The sequence below is a fragment of the Tumebacillus permanentifrigoris genome, from assembly GCF_003148565.1.
Taxonomy (GTDB): Bacteria; Bacillota; Bacilli; order Tumebacillales; family Tumebacillaceae; genus Tumebacillus; species Tumebacillus permanentifrigoris.
This window is the reverse complement of record NZ_QGGL01000006.1, coordinates 146,389-161,811: the sequence shown is the minus strand read 5'-3', so window position 1 is coordinate 161,811 and position 15,423 is coordinate 146,389. Positions and strand designations below refer to the sequence as shown.

At 54.9% G+C, this 15,423-nt stretch carries 15 protein-coding genes; 2 read left to right on the top strand and 13 right to left on the bottom strand.

Translation table 11 applies throughout. The features are described from left to right. Positions 1-96: 96 nt before the first annotated feature. Together C7459_RS08695 and hpt are read left to right on the top strand one after the other, a co-directional pair. Entirely contained in the window at positions 97-801 is a 705-nt protein-coding gene (locus C7459_RS08695; protein ID WP_211320364.1) for an ADP-heptose synthase, read from the top strand. Between the two features lie 98 nt (positions 802-899). Further along, positions 900-1,433 (top strand): hypoxanthine phosphoribosyltransferase, encoded by a 534-nt coding sequence (gene hpt / locus C7459_RS08690; RefSeq protein ID WP_109688447.1) that lies wholly within the window; start codon positions 900-902, stop codon positions 1,431-1,433. A gap of 106 nt (positions 1,434-1,539) precedes the next feature. Here hpt and C7459_RS08685 read toward each other — a convergent pair whose 3' ends face one another. The 13 genes from C7459_RS08685 to C7459_RS08625 all read right to left on the bottom strand — a co-directional run bounded on the left by C7459_RS08685 (position 1,540) and on the right by C7459_RS08625 (position 15,408). Continuing rightward, the gene (locus C7459_RS08685) at positions 1,540-1,761 is read right to left on the bottom strand and encodes a hypothetical protein (RefSeq protein WP_109688446.1); all 222 of its coding nucleotides are present in this window, start codon (positions 1,759-1,761) and stop codon (positions 1,540-1,542) included. Between the two features lie 52 nt (positions 1,762-1,813). Further along, positions 1,814-2,401 (bottom strand): lytic transglycosylase domain-containing protein, encoded by a 588-nt coding sequence (locus C7459_RS08680; RefSeq protein WP_245884466.1) that lies wholly within the window; start codon positions 2,399-2,401, stop codon positions 1,814-1,816. Further along, positions 2,398-3,012 (bottom strand): dephospho-CoA kinase, encoded by a 615-nt coding sequence (gene coaE, locus C7459_RS08675; protein ID WP_109688445.1) that lies wholly within the window; start codon positions 3,010-3,012, stop codon positions 2,398-2,400. The genes C7459_RS08680 and coaE overlap by 4 nt, the downstream gene beginning before the upstream one ends. Positions 3,013-3,028: 16 nt before the next feature. Continuing rightward, positions 3,029-3,712: a sporulation membrane protein YtaF gene (gene ytaF, locus C7459_RS08670; protein ID WP_109688444.1), complete on the bottom strand. Its 684-nt coding sequence runs from the start codon at positions 3,710-3,712 to the stop codon at positions 3,029-3,031. Positions 3,713-3,806: 94 nt separating this feature from the next. Beyond that, complete coding sequence (gene mutM / locus C7459_RS08665) at positions 3,807-4,643, bottom strand: DNA-formamidopyrimidine glycosylase (RefSeq protein WP_109688443.1); 837 nt, start codon at positions 4,641-4,643, stop codon at positions 3,807-3,809. A gap of 54 nt (positions 4,644-4,697) precedes the next feature. Then, entirely contained in the window at positions 4,698-7,370 is a 2,673-nt protein-coding gene (polA, locus tag C7459_RS08660; protein WP_342766662.1) for a DNA polymerase I, read from the bottom strand. An 87-nt stretch (positions 7,371-7,457) separates the two neighbouring features. Then, entirely contained in the window at positions 7,458-8,429 is a 972-nt protein-coding gene (locus tag C7459_RS08655) for an ABC transporter ATP-binding protein (RefSeq protein WP_109688442.1), read from the bottom strand. Then, positions 8,422-9,453, bottom strand: coding sequence for an ABC transporter ATP-binding protein (locus C7459_RS08650; RefSeq protein ID WP_109688441.1), 1,032 nt, complete (start codon positions 9,451-9,453; stop codon positions 8,422-8,424). The genes C7459_RS08655 and C7459_RS08650 overlap by 8 nt, the downstream gene beginning before the upstream one ends. A gap of 12 nt (positions 9,454-9,465) precedes the next feature. Next, positions 9,466-10,380, bottom strand: coding sequence for an ABC transporter permease (locus C7459_RS08645; protein WP_109688440.1), 915 nt, complete (start codon positions 10,378-10,380; stop codon positions 9,466-9,468). Positions 10,381-10,382: 2 nt separating this feature from the next. Next, on the bottom strand, positions 10,383-11,312 hold the full coding sequence (locus C7459_RS08640; protein WP_109688438.1) for an ABC transporter permease: 930 nt from the start codon (positions 11,310-11,312) through the stop codon (positions 10,383-10,385). 656 nt (positions 11,313-11,968) lie between these two features. After that, complete coding sequence (gene mdh / locus C7459_RS08635; protein ID WP_109688436.1) at positions 11,969-12,907, bottom strand: malate dehydrogenase; 939 nt, start codon at positions 12,905-12,907, stop codon at positions 11,969-11,971. Positions 12,908-12,935: 28 nt separating this feature from the next. Next, positions 12,936-14,225: an NADP-dependent isocitrate dehydrogenase gene (icd, locus tag C7459_RS08630; RefSeq protein WP_109688434.1), complete on the bottom strand. Its 1,290-nt coding sequence runs from the start codon at positions 14,223-14,225 to the stop codon at positions 12,936-12,938. Positions 14,226-14,391: 166 nt separating this feature from the next. After that, the gene (locus tag C7459_RS08625) at positions 14,392-15,408 is read right to left on the bottom strand and encodes a DMT family transporter (RefSeq protein ID WP_109688432.1); all 1,017 of its coding nucleotides are present in this window, start codon (positions 15,406-15,408) and stop codon (positions 14,392-14,394) included. Between the last annotated feature and the right edge of the window lie 15 nt (positions 15,409-15,423).

Genomic DNA, 15,423 nt, shown 5'->3' with positions numbered 1-15,423 from the left:
CACTTGATAGTCATTCTGTTAGTATAACAAATCCGCAATAAAAAGGTTGCATCGCATCGTTTCCTCCTATATGCTTTTTTCGAAGGAGTGTTGCGAATGCAACGTTATGTGCTGGAACCGGTGCTGTTCGCGATCTTCGGTGAACTGTTATTTCCGAACGAGCCGGTCGAATACTTGATGCCGTATTCGACAGTGATGGAACTTTATGAATTGCTGGATACCGAGTCAATTGTCACTGACCCGCTACAAAACGAAGTGGTCAAACAAAACGTCCGCAAGTTCATCGAGTTCTTCGAACAGCCCTTTGTGAAAAAGAAAATGGATAAAATCCTTCGCGTGCCGTGGACCAAGTCCGCGCCGATCCTCTTTTCCGAGAATGTCACGTTTACCGTCGTGTTTTCCATTGACAACGCCGAGTATGGCGAGACGTTCGACCCGATCGAGACGGAGTTGGTGATGCTCGCCCGCCGTGAGCAAGTCCCGATCATCTCCGATCAGCTCGAGTTTGGGCAACGGATCGTCGCAGCGAAAGTCCCCGTCACCGTCGTCGACGTCGCAGATTTTGGCTTCCTCTTGGAGGATACCCCCGATCTGGAGATGTTGGATGAGGAAGTCCTGTCCGACGTCCAGCCGTTGCGCCTCGCTGAGGAACCGGTGCTGACATACGAAGCGGAGGAAGGTGCAGTCGCCGCACAGGAAGCCCCACTGGTTCAGAAAAAGGAGAACAAGTTGCTCCCTTTCATCATGGGTGGCCTCGTGTTGCTGTTGGCCGCGTCACTGCTCTCGCTGTTTTGGCGGTGAGTGAACACCCCGTGGCGGGGTGTTTTTTTCATGGGCTTGTGTTACAATAACCCACAAACAACCGACAGTAACCCGATTACATAGGGAGGTACCCTTTTATGACACAAACTCGAGATCGCATCCTGTTTAGCCGGGAACAAATTCAACAACGTGTGGCAGAATTGGGCAAGCAATTGTCTGAGGAATACAAGGACGGCGAAGTGGTCGTCGTGTCGCTGTTGCGCGGGAGCTTCATTTTCACCGCCGATCTGGTGCGCGAGATGAACATGCCGGTCAACGTGGACTTCATGACCACGTCCAGCTACGGACATGGGGAGACGAGCACAGGTCGTGTGGAGATCGTCCACGATGTGCGCACCGAGATTGCAGGCAAGGATGTGTTGGTGGTCGACGATATCCTCGACACAGGGATCACGATGCGCGGTGTGGTGGAGCACTTGAAGCAGAAAAACCCTCGCACGCTGAAAACCTGCACCTTCCTGGACAAGCCGTCCCGTCGCCAAGTCGACGTTCAACTCGACTACACCGGCCACACGATCGAGGATCTCTTCGTCGCAGGCTACGGCCTCAACCTTGGAGACCACGCCCGGAACCTCCCGTACATCTTCGTTCGCGAAACCGTCGAAGAGTAGAAAAAAACCCCACCGCGAAGAGCGGGGGGTTTTTTCATGTCTAGACCCGCTAGTTATAGCGAACGACCCCAGCTCGTAGTGGCTGGGGTCGTTTTTTGGATGGCGATTAGATCTTGTGGTGGTCGATGCGGTTCTGGTTCAGCGTGTTCGGGTAGTTGTCCGTACTCGCCACCATGCGATCGAGTTCGAAATCATCGACAGAGCTACGGGTGGTTTCGTCGATCGCGTCGCCTTCGAGGAATCTGTTTTTCATGTCATCATGTGTGAGACGTTTCACATCATTGTACTGAACGTCCTTCGCCATCACTTTCAAGCGGTTGTCTTCCATCTGCATCGCCTCCCCCGCTAGTGTGAGCGGAGGCCGTGCCGACTATGCAAACTCAAGGCGCATAGAGCTTCTTGTACTTCTCATAGTTGAAAAATACCCGTTGCACATAATGCCGCGTCTCGCCCACCGGGATCTTGTCCGATGTGTCGAGCTGCCCATCCCACTCGCCGTTGCTCATCCAGCGATTCACTCGGCCCTCGCCACCGTTGTAGGCGGCGACGACCGCTACCCAGTTGCCCTTGAACTGCTTGTTCAAGTAGGAGAGGTACCACGATCCCAACCGGATGTTCACCGTCGGGTCTGCCAATTCTCCTGGCCCCGTGTACGCGGTCCCACTCTGCTCGGCCACCCAAGCGGCCGTCTCCGGCATCAACTGCATCAGTCCGACCGCTCCGACATGGGAGACATTCTCCGTCTTGAATTTGCTCTCCACGTTGATCAAGGCGGCAATCATCAACGGATCGATCCCATATGTGTTCGCCGCTTGCTGGATGATCTCCTCATGCTGGTACGGGTAGAGAAACTTCCAAAACCAATTCGAACTGACCACCATCACCACGACCAGCAACAGCAAGCCGAGGATCGAGACTTTGCGCTTGGCCTTGGGCGTTAACGTCCACGAGATGCGCGGCCAGATCACTCTGACGACCCCTCTGCGGCCCCCTGCAGGTGCGCCCACACCGCACGCACTTGAGCTTCTGTCTCCGCCAACGGCCCCCGGTTGTCGATCAGGAAGTCGGCGTACTTCCGCTTCTCCTCGATCGACATCTGGGCCGCGATGCGCTGACGGGCGGCGTCCTCAGTGAGCTCGTCCCGCGACAGGAGACGCGCCAATTGCGTCTCGACGTCCACATAGACCACGATCGTCTGGTCCACTTGTTGGTGCATCCCCGTCTCGATCAACAGCGGGATGTCCCAGATGATGATCGCGTCCGGGTCTTGGGCGCGCGCTTCCTGCGTCTGCCGGTCACGCTCTTCGCGCACACGGGGGTGGACGATCCCGTTGAGGCGCTGTCTGTTCGCTTCGTTACCAAACACGAGCGAGCCGAGTTTGGCACGGTCGAGTTCACGGTTCGGGAGCAAGATCTCCTCCCCAAACGCCTCGACAATCTCCTGCCAAGCTCGCTCTCCCGGTTGTTGCACCTGACGCACGATCTTATCAGCATCGATAATCACGGCGCCCAGCGCAGCAAAAAACCTCGAAACGGTGCTCTTGCCCGTTGCAATCGATCCGGTCAACCCTGCGATCATATCGTTCCTCCAAGGGTTAGAAAAATTTGCTAATGCCAATCAAAATCAACATCATACCCGGCAAAAACGCCATCCGCTGCAAAAAGCGCGCGTCGGCGTATCGGATGCCAATTCGCATGCCTGAGTAGATAAACAACAAGTTCATCCCCGCAATCGTCAACGCGGTCGAAACCGAATGAAACCCGACCAACGAGGCCCCGATCCCCGCCCCGAAACCATCCATCGAGAGGGCGAACCCCAGCACCAGCGCTTCCTTGATGCTGATGTCTCCAGAGCGGTCCACGTCTGCTGAAGAAGGCGTGCGCAGAATCTGAATCACCAAACCCAGCTTTTTCAATTCGAGACGGAGAACCGTCGTCTTTTTTGCCAACGTTTGCCCGTCTCTTGAGGAGTCGGCACTGTCACCATTCTCCTCCACGGGTTCCTTTTCCTTCTGCGTAACAAGGTTGTAAATTGCGAAGCTGCCGACGCCAATCAGGATGAACGCCCCGAGCGCCTTGGCAAACTGCGGCGACACGGCATTCGTCAACGCGCCGCCCACTTGCATCGCAAGCAAAATCATCGTGGCGGAGCAAACGGTCACGATCAGCAGCGACCACAGGGGAAATCGTATCTTGCGCAATCCGTATGTCACGCCGACGCCGAAGCCGTCCAGCGAGACTGCAAATGCGAGCACAAACAGGGAGAACACGTGAAACACGCTGTCTCCTCCTTCCCTCTCTCATGCATGACACCACTCTATGCATCGGAGAGAGAAAGGGTGTTCCACGAGCAAGCCACAGACTACCTGTGCTCTAGCCTTGTTCCGGTTGACAGTGCGGGCAGAAATGCGTGCCACGGCCCGCGACGCGCGTCTTGACAATCTCGGTGCCACACTGCGGGCACGGTTCGTTCTCATGACCGTAGACGCGCAGTTGATGTTGCATCATCCCACCCTGCCCATAGCCGTTGACATAGGACTTGATCGACGACCCGCCGAGGCGCACCGACTGATCCAGCACGTCAACAATCGCTTGCTGCAAGCGGGTGACTTGGAGATCGGTCAACTGCGTCACCGTGGTTTCGGGGTGGATGCCCGAAACAAAAAGCACCTCATCCACATAGATGTTGCCAAGTCCTGCGACAAAGGTTTGGTCGAGCAACAAGGCTTTGATCTTGCCGCTGCGGCGCTTGGCGACCTGCCGCCGCAACGCGTCGACGGTGAATTCCGCATGAAGCGGTTCCGGCCCCAGCGTAGCGACACCCGGCAGTTCGGTGAAGTCATCGCGAGGCAGGAGATCCATCGTGCCAAACTGGCGGACGTCCTTGTAGCGGAGTTCTGTGCCGTCGGTGAAGTGGAAGATCACATGTGTGTGCTTTTCAACCGCTTCCTCGGCGCTGTACAGCCCGTAGCGACCTTCCATGCGCAGATGGGATACGAGGGTATAGGGGCCCGCCCCGATCAGCAGATACTTGCCCCGGCGCTTGACCTCGTCGATCGTCAGGTCTTGGAGCAGCAGCTTAAACTGCTCGACATCATCTGGTTTGCGGATGATCCGACCGAGCGTGACAGTCACGCGCTCTATGGTTTTGCCGACGATGAGCGCTTCTAATCCTCGTCGGACAGTCTCCACCTCTGGTAATTCTGGCATCGAGAAACCTCCTCTCGAAAAAATGTGCGTGTTACCCGATGAATCTCGCGTTCGCTACTTCGCTTCGTACCACGTGTCCCCAACGTTGACGTCGGCTTTGAGCGGGACTTGCAGTTGCACGACACCTTCCATCTCGCGGTGTACAAGTTGGCTGAGCGCGTCGATCTCGTCCTCTGGCACTTCAAAGATCAATTCATCGTGAACTTGCAGGAGCATCCGCGCTGAGAGCTGTTCAGCTTGGAGCGCACGGTTGACGTTGACCATCGCTTTTTTGATGATGTCGGCGGCGGTGCCTTGGATCGGCGTGTTCATCGCCGTGCGCTCGGCAAAGCTACGGATGTTGAAGTTCGACGCGTTGATGTCAGGAAGCGAGCGGATGCGGCCGAGGCGCGTTTTGACAAACCCGTCCTCACGCGCTTGCACGACGACCTCCTCCATCCAACGCTTCACGCCGGAGAACTTCGCGAAGTAGTTCTCGATAAACTGCCCCGCTTCCTTGCGCGTGATGTTCAAGTTCTGCGACAGACCGAAGTCGGAGATGCCATAGACGATCCCGAAATTGACCGCCTTCGCCGCACGGCGCATGTTGGAATCAACTGCTTCCGGCTCAACCTCGAACACATCAGATGCAGTGCGCGTATGGATGTCCATGTCCATCACGAAGGCATCGATCATGTTCTCGTCGTTGGCGATGTCGGCGAGGATGCGCAACTCGATCTGTGAGTAGTCGGCTGCGAGGATTTTCCAACCCGGTTTGGACGGTACGAACACGTGGCGCAGACGACGACCTTCCTCCGTGCGAATCGGGATGTTCTGCAAGTTCGGCTCCGTGCTCGACAGGCGGCCTGTAGCGGTCAACGCTTGGTTGAACTGCGTGTGGACGCGGTAGTGCCCAACTCCCGCCTCACGCGCCGCGTTGAGCAACCCTTCCACATAGGTGGAGTTCAGCTTGCCAAGGTGGCGGTAGTCGAGAATTTTTTGTACGACTGGCGAGTATGGCGCCAGTTTTTCCAGCACGTCTGCCGCTGTGGAGTAGCCTGTTTTGGTTTTCTTGGAACCTTTGAGACCGAGTTTTTCAAATAGTATCTCACCCATCTGTTTCGGTGAGTTGATGTTAAACGATTCGCCCGCGAGTTCGTAGATCTCCTCTTGGAGCTTCTCGATGCGCTGGCTGAGGTCTTGTCCGATGCCTTTGAGTTCTTCGGTGTCGATTCGCACGCCGACAAACTCCATCTCCGCCAGCACATAGGACAGCGGTAGTTCGAGCTCTTCGTAGAGGCCGAACAGATCCTTGTCGCGCAGAGCTTGTGCGAGACGCTCCTGCATGATCGCATTCGCTGCGGCGACACTGCCGGCATGCTGAGCGCGCTCCTCCACGCTGACTTCAATTTTTTTCTTGGCTGTTCCGGTCGCGAGTGCCGTGACCTTCCAGCCGACATGGCGCTCAATCAAGTCGTACAGGTCTGGCGCACCGTCAGCCGGATTCAGCAGGTAGGAACCGATCAACGAACAGAACGCCCGGCAGTTAACTTCCAGCCCATGCGAGCGCAGGGCGACCAGAGCCGCTTTGAGATCATAGAAGACCAAGTGCTTGTCCGTGTTGGCGAGGAAGTCCTTGAGCGCGTCCGGGTATTGTCCCGTTTGCAAAGGCAAGTACCATGCCTTTTCCTGTGTTGCGAACGCGATGCCGTGCAGGTCGCCATGTTGGTAGTTGCCCGTGAGTTCGATCCAAACGCCCGCTTGTTCCGGGAGTTGGGCGAGCACATCTGTCAGTTGATCGTCGTTGATCAACTGTGTTTCGATCAGCGGTTGTGCCGGTTCGGTCGGAGTGCTCTCACTCTCCGTCTCGATGCCCCCAGCAGGAAGTCGGTTCATCAACGACTTGAACTCGAGCGCCTTGAATGTCTCGCGTACTTTGCCAGCGTCATAACCATCGAAGGCAAACGTCGCCAAGTCCACGTCGATCGGCACATCGCGCAGGATCGTCGCCAACTGCTTGGACAGCATCGCCGAATCTGCGTGTTCCTTCAGCTTCTCCTGCAACTTCTTGCCTGGCGCTTCCTCTGCGTGTGCCAGAACTTCCTCAACCGTGGGGTACTGTGCCAACAGTTTCAAGGCGGTTTTCTCCCCGACGCCCGGTATCCCTGGAATGTTGTCAGAGGTATCGCCCATCAACCCTTTGAGATCAATGATCTGCAACGGTGTCAGCCCATACTTCTCCTGAATCTCCGGAATCCCATACTTCTCCGTCTCGCTGATTCCCTTGCGCGTCAACATCGTCGTCACCTGATCAGATACCAATTGGAGCAAGTCTTTGTCCCCAGTGACAACCAGCGACTCAAACCCTTGTGCTTCCGCTTGCTTGGTCATCGTACCGATCAGGTCGTCCGCTTCATACCCGGCTAATTCGACATAGGGAATGTCGAAGGACTGCAATATTTCCCGGACAATAGGGAATTGTTCGCTCAATTCGCCCGGTGTCTTCTCCCTTGTCCCTTTGTATTCGGGGAAAGCGTCATGGCGGAAGTTCGCCTTGCCTTTGTCGAAGGCCACAACTAGATGTGTCGGTTGCTCATCTTGCAACAGTCGCAGCAACATCGTCGTAAAACCGAATGCAGCATTCGTGAATTGTCCCTTGCTGTTCGACAGCGGTGGGAGTGCAAAAAATGCACGGTATGTAATCGAGTTTCCATCGATCATCACTAGTTTCTTTTTCATTTCGCTCATGTTAGCACCTCGTACAAGTCTCAGATAAAACCAATTGTAACACAAAAAAAAGCACACCACGTGTAGGGTGTGCTTTTTTGCCACGTATTAGTTGTAGAGGAAGCAAGCCACAAAGTGATCCGGCTCGACTTCTTTGAGTTCCGGAATCGATTGTGCGCACTCCGGCATCGCTTTCGGGCAGCGTGTACGGAAACGGCAGCCAGACGGCGGGTTGACCGGAGACGGAACATCACCTTCGAGGATGATGCGCTCACGGGTGCGCTCGATCTCCGGGTCCGGGATCGGAATCGCGGAGAGCAGTGCTTGGGTGTACGGGTGAAGCGGCTTGCGGTAGAGTTCATTCGCATCTGCCACTTCCGCCAGTGCGCCCAAGTACATGACGCCGATACGGTCGGAGATGTGCTTGACCATCGCCAAGTCATGGGCGATGAACAGGTAGGTCAGGCCGCGCTCTTGTTGCAGACGCTTCAAGAGGTTGACGACCTGCGCCTGGATCGAAACGTCCAGAGCAGAGATCGGCTCATCGGCGATGATGAATTCCGGCTCGATCGCGAGGGAACGAGCGATCCCGATCCGCTGACGCTGACCGCCAGAGAATTCGTGCGGGAAGCGAGAGGCGTGCTCCGAGTTCAGACCGACCGTTTCCAAGAGTTCGTAGATGCGCTCTTGGCGTTGACGGCCCGAGCTCAAACCGTGGATGTCGATGCCTTCACCGATGATATCGCCAACGGTCATACGCGGGTTGAGCGATGCATACGGGTCTTGGAAGATCATCTGCATCTTGCGGTTGAAGGCTTTTACATCGCGGCCTTGCAACTTGTGGACGTCTTGACCGTTGAAGAGAACTTGACCTTCGGTCGCGTTGTACAAGTTGATGATCGTTCGACCGGTGGTCGATTTGCCACAACCGGACTCACCAACCAGACCAAACGTTTCACCGCGCTTGATGGAGAAGGAGACGTTGTCGACAGCCTTCAGAACTGCACCACGGCCAAGGTCGAAGTGCTTTTTGAGGTTTTTGACTTCAAGGATGTAATCAGCATTCGGGTTATTAGCCATGATTATGCCCCCCCACTTCTACAGGACGTTCAACTTTCGGGGCGTTCGGGTGGAGCAACCAGCAAGAAGCGCTGTGACCCGCGTTGACTTTGGATACATCCGGATCTTGTTCCAAGCAAACTTCCATCGCGTACGGGCAACGCGCAGCAAATGCGCAACCCTTCGGCGGTGCGATCAGGTCCGGCGGGGTACCTTCGATCGGGATCAATTCTTTGTTATCATCATGGTCGAGACGCGGAACCGAACGCATCAGACCCCATGTGTACGGGTGTTGCGGGTTGTAGAAGATGTCATCGACAGTACCTTGCTCGACAACTTTCCCGGCATACATGACGACAACGCGCTGTGCGATGTCCGCAACGACGCCCAAGTCATGGGTGATCAGGATGATCGATGCGCCAGTTTTCTCTTGCAAGTCGCGCATCAGGTCGAGAATCTGTGCCTGAATCGTAACGTCGAGCGCGGTGGTCGGCTCGTCGGCGATCAGCAGTTTCGGGTTACAAGCCAGTGCGATGGCGATCATGACACGCTGACGCATACCGCCAGAGAATTGGTGCGGGTAGTTATCCACACGGCCTTCCGGGTTCGGGATGCCGACGAGACGCAGCATTTCAATCGCGCGCTCACGAGCTGCTTGCTTGGAGAGGCCTTGGTGCTTGATGAGACCCTCAGCAATTTGGCGACCGATTTTCATCGTCGGGTTCAGCGAGGTCATCGGGTCTTGGAAGATCATGCCCATCTCAGAGCCACGGATGTCTTCCATTTGTTTGTCGGTCAGTTTTGCAATGTCGGTTTTACCGTCAAAGATGATCGAGGATCCCTTTTTGATCTCACCCGGCGGGGTAGCGATCAAACGCATGATCGCTTGGGAGGTTACGGATTTCCCGCAACCGGACTCCCCAACGATCGCCAACGCTTCACCCTTTTTGAGGTTGAAGGTTACACCGCGAACCGCGTGAACCTCACCCGCATAGGTGTGGAACGAGACCTTGAGGTCTTTGACTTCAAGAATGTTGTTCGACATGTGCGTACCTCCTTATTTACGAAGTCTCGGGTCGAGTGCGTCACGCAGACCGTCGCCGAGCAGGTTGAAGGACAACATGATGAGCGAGAAGACGATAGACGGGCAGAGCAGGCGGTACGGGTAGTTCCGCATAACTTGCATCCCGTCGTTAACGAGCGAACCGAGCGATGCCATCGGCGGCTTGATACCCAGACCGATAAAGGAAAGGAAAGCCTCTGCAAAAATCGCGCCCGGAACGGTGAAGGTTACGTTGATGATGATGATCCCCAGTGCGTTCGGGATCAAGTGACGCAGGATGATGCGCCAGGAACTAGCACCCAAGGTGCGGGCTGCGAGAACGTATTCTTGTTCCTTCAGAGAGAGCATCTGACCACGAACGAGTCGAGCCATACCGACCCAACCGACAGCTGCCAGTGCGACGATGATCGTGAAGATCCCCGGCCCCATAACCATCATGAGCAGGATGACGATGATCATGTACGGGAGACCCATCAGGATCTCGATGATACGTTGCATGATATCGTCTACACGACCGCCGAAGTATGCGGAGATCCCGCCGTACAGAACGCCGATGGTGAAGTCAAGAGCAGCAGAGATGATCCCGATGAACAGCGAGATCCGAACGCCCCACCAGACTCGAACCCATTGGTCACGACCGAGGTCGTCAGTCCCGAACCAGTGAGCAGTACCCGGTGCGATGTTACGAGCAGCGTAGTCTTGGGATTGGTAGTCATACGGCTGAATGAAAGGTCCGATGATCGCGAAAATCGCCAGCAGCGACAACACGATCAGACCGAAGGTAGCCAACTTGTTTTTCTTGAGTCGACGCCACGCATCTGCCCAGTACGAGAGGGATTTGCGAACGACGCGCTCTTTGTTGCCAGCATGTGTGGCGGGTTTGAACTTGTCTGGTGTTACAGTTTGCATCGTTACTTCCCACCTTTCGACAGACGAATCCGCGGGTCAATCAAACCATAGAGAACGTCCGTAATCATGATCGCAACAATCAGGAGCGCCGCGTAGAAAATCGTCATCCCCATGATCATGGTGTAGTCGTTCGTGGTGATGGATTGTACGAAGAACTTACCCATCCCCGGAACTGCAAATATCTGTTCGACCACGAAAGCACCAGTGGTGATGTTGACCACGGCAACCCCGAGGATCGTAATAATCGGAAGCATAGCGTTACGGATGGTGTGTTTAAACACGACCGCAAACTTGGTAAGACCTTTGGATCTAGCTGTTTTGATGTAGTCTTGGTTAACTACGTCGAGCATCGAAGTACGCATCATGCGCGCCATCGTAGCTAGAGTACCAAACGCAAGTGTGATCGTCGGCAGGATCTTGTATTCCGGGCCCTTCCAGAGCGCCGGCGGAAGCCAGCCGAGTTTAACACCGATAAAGTAGGAGAGCAGCGGACCAATGACCAGCGCCGGTGCCGCAACACCCACGATTGCCGTCAACATGGCGACATAGTCCCATGTTTTGTTGTGGTTCAGGGCTGCGATGACCCCGAGGGTTAAACCGATGAGAACTGCGACGATAATCGCATACATCCCGAGTTCAGCAGAGGTCGGGAACGTTTGAGTCAGAACTTCATTAACTGTACGAGTCGGATAGTTGAAGGAGATCCCGAAGTCGAACGAGACGATCTTCTTCAAGTACGAACCGTATTGGACCCAGATCGGTTGATCCAGACCATAGGTCTTTTTGAGGACAGCAAGCGCCTCTTTACTCAGCTTCTGCGAGTTGGCGAACGGGTCGCCCGGAAGGTTATGCATCATGATAAAGGTCAAAGTAATGAGGACCCAGAGGGTAATGACCCCGTAAATCAGTCGACGGAGGATAAAACGAAGCACAACCACACCTCCCAAATCATTAGTTTTTTTGTTTTGGATGCTTTGAGATCAGCCTTTTGTCAGCCTTTAGTCTACGTTTTTCTAGTTGCGAATGCTAGTGCGTTTTGCTGGCAATACTAAAACTAGGTGTCGATTTCCCTTGATGTTGGCGCTATCACTCGCGGCAATTCAAAATGGAAGCGCTCTCATCGCCCCTCGTGCTCACGCCTACGGCGTCCCTCCTTATCCCCTGTGAACTTGTAAGGTACGTAACCTTGAGTGTGAAGTGTATGGTAAGGCACAGCCTTATACCCAGAGTTAATTGCGTGACTTTTCAAGTATTTCTCCACTCGAAGCGGATACTCGTCCCTCTATCTCTACTAGAGTGTTCGAGTATTTATGCAACAAAGATTCAGACAACGAGGAAACAATAGTAGGGCAGTCACAAGTTATACAATAACACAAACAAAGAGTTGATGCGAGAGATTTGTGACGATTTTCGTCATGAAACTAGAATATTTCTTAGTTTTTTCATCAAAATTCTACAAGAATCGACGCTCCCCTTTCTGTGTAGGTTGCGTTTCTATGCACGTTTGTACCGATTTAGACACGAAAAGACCCCAAGGGTTACACCTTGGGGTCAATTTTTTCGAAAATTTCTATATCGTCGAATCGTACTAGGAAACGACTTTGATGACGTTGCGAACAGATTCAGCAGACTTGTCGAGCGCTGCGCGTTCTTCAGAGGTCAATTCCAGTTCAAATACTTTCTCGATGCCATTTGCACCAAGCAAGGTCGGAACGCCCATGAAGAGATCGCTGTACCCGTACTCGCCTTCAAGCAGTGCGATCGACGGCAGGATGCGTTTCTTGTCCTTGAGGATCGCTTCTGCCATCTGCACCAGCGAAGCAGCCGGCGCGTAGTATGCCGAACCGTTGCCGAGCAACTGGACGATCTCACCGCCGCCAACGCGTGCGCGTTGAACGATCTCAGCGAGACGATCAGCCGGGATCAGCTTCTCCAGCGGGATGCCGCCAGCGTAGGAGTAACGCACGAGCGGAACCATGTCGTCGCCGTGGCCACCGAGGACGAAACCTTGTACGTCTTCAACCGAGACGCCCAGTTCCATCGCGATGAAGGAGCGGAAACGCGCGGTGTCGAGGACGCCCGATTGACCGATGACACGGTTTTTCGGGAAGCCAGATGCTTTGTACGCCACGTAGGTCATCGCATCGACCGGGTTGGACAGGATCAACAGGATGGTGTTCGGGGAGTACTTGGCCACTTGTTCGGTGACAGACTTCACGATCCCAGCGTTGGTGCTGACGAGGTCGTCGCGGGACATGCCCGGTTTGCGAGCGATCCCGGCGGTGATGATGACAACATCAGAATCAGCGGTGTCTTCGTAGTTCGAAGTGCCGATGATGTTGGAATCAATGCCGAGTACCGGAGTCGCTTCGAACATGTCGAGCGCTTTGCCCTTGGTCGGGTTCTCAAGTTGCGGAATGTCGAGCAGTACGACATCACCAAGTTCTTTTTGAGCGAGGAACAGAGCGGTGGTTGCGCCGGTGAAGCCCGCGCCGACTACCGTGATTTTTTTGCGCTTTAGAGTCATCATGTTCTACCTCCACTATTGATATAGTTTACAGGTTGCTGATGATCGCGTCGGCAAACTCCGAGCACTTCACTTCATTTGCGCCTTCCATCAAGCGTGCGAAGTCGTAGGTGACGGTTTTTTGGTCGATCGATTTTTCAAGCGCGTTGACGATGGAGTCGGCCGCTTCTTGCCAGCCGAGGAACTCGAGCATCATGACACCGGAGAGGATGACAGAACCCGGGTTGACTTTGTCGAGGTCCGCGTACTTCGGAGCGGTGCCGTGGGTAGCTTCGAATACAGCGTGGCCGGTTACGTAGTTGATGTTCGCGCCCGGTGCGATGCCGATGCCGCCGACTTGTGCAGCCAGTGCGTCGGAGATGTAGTCGCCGTTTAAGTTGAGGGTCGCGATCACATCGTACTCAGCCGGACGGGTGAGGATCTGTTGCAAGAACGCATCCGCGATGACGTCCTTCACGATGATCTTGCCAGCCGCTTCCGCTGCTGCTTGCGCTTTGTTCGCTGCATCGGTGCCTTCTGCGTCCTTGATACGGTCGTATTGTGCCCACGTGAAGACTTTATCGCCGTATTCACGCTCAGCGAGTTCGTAACCCCAGGTTTTGAACGCGCCTTCGGTGAACTTCATGATGTTGCCTTTGTGTACGAGGGTCAGCGACTTGCGGTTTTGAGCGATCGTGTAGTCGAGTGCGGAGCGAACGAGGCGTTCCGTACCTTCCTTGGAGACCGGCTTGATGCCGATGCCGGAGGTTTCCGGGAAACGGATCTTTTTCGCGCCCAGCTCATTGCGCAAGAAATCGATGAGTTTTTTGGCTTCCGGGGTGCCTTCTGCGTACTCGATACCTGCGTAGATGTCCTCGGAGTTCTCGCGGAAGATGACCATGTTGACCAGTTCCGGATGCTTGACCGGGGTCGGAACGCCAGTGAAGTAGCGAACCGGGCGAACGCATGCAAACAGGTCGAGCTCTTGACGGAGCGCGACGTTCAGGGAGCGGATGCCGCCGCCAACCGGAGTCGTGAGCGGGCCTTTGATCCCGACGAGGTATTCGCGGAATGCGATCAACGTATCATTCGGAAGCCATTCGCCAGTTTGATTGAACGCTTTTTCACCTGCGAGGACTTCGAACCATTCGATTTTCTTGTCGCCATTGTAGGCCTTCGCAACTGCTGCGTCGAGGACGCGAACGGATGCTTTCCAGATGTCCGGACCGGTACCGTCGCCTTCGATGAACGGGATGACCGGGTTGTTCGGGACCTGCAGTTTGCCATTCTCAATGGTAATTTTTTCACCTTGAGTTGGAGCGGTGTACTTTTCAAACATGAAAAATGACCTCCTCTGCTTATGTACAGATATGTGAGTGGGTAAGGAGACACACGGTGTCCCCTTACCCACTTATCTGATTCGAAAACGCTTACCGTGTTGGATTAATCATACCATAACGCTTCTTGTGGCAACAAGAAATATTTTCATGTCTTGAACCTCGGTTTCACTCCGTGAAACTTCGCTTATCACGAGTGGACAAAAACAACCAGATCCCACACATGATCACAGCGCCGCCCACCCACTGCGCGGCGATGACCGCTTCCCCTAACAGCAGGAACGCGAGAATCGTGGCTCCGATCGGCTCTCCAAGGATCGCCATCGAGATCGTGGCCGCATTGACGTACTTCAACAACCAGTTGAACAACGTGTGTCCAAACACCGTTGGGATGATAGCCAGCAGGACGAACAACATCCACTCATGACGGTTGTAGTCGACCAAGGGATAGCCTTCCCCAATGCAGTAGAAAAACATCACCAGGATCGCAAAAACATACACGAGCAACGAGTACACGAACGACGACATGCCTTGTTGAGCGTTGCGCAAGTGTTGCCCGATCACGAGATAGCCGCTGACGGTGAGCGTGCCCAGCAGTGACAGCAGGTCCCCCCACAGCGCGTCGCCGGAGATCCGCAAGTCCCCCCAGCCGATGAACAGGCTGCCGATGATCGCAATGCCCGCACCTGCCCATGCACGCCATGTGGTGCGCTCCTTGAGCGTGAAGTAGGCTAGCACCATGACGAAAATCGGCTGCAGCGTGATCAGGATCGTCGACGACGCCACGGTGGTGTATTTGAGCGAACCGATCCAGAGGATGAAGTGCAGCGCGAGACAGACGCCCGACGCGGCGACCAGCACCCAAGTTCGCAACGTGAACGAGCGCAGTTCCGCACGCGAGTTTTTCGTGAACAGGATCGGGCAGAGAATCAGGAACGTGATGACCAGACGCCACAAGCCCAACACGGCGGCTGGTGCGCTCGACCACTTGATCAAGATCGCGGAAAATGACACCGCCAGCACGCCGATGATCAGGAACACGATCGGCGGAACTGGCAACGGTTTGACGGTCGGCACGGTGCTGACGACGGCAGCGCTTGCGGCGTGCGTTGCCGTTCCAGACGCTGCCGCCGACTCTTGACGTGTCGCAGTGACGGGTGACGGTTGGTTATGACGATCAGACATTCGCGTGACTCCTCT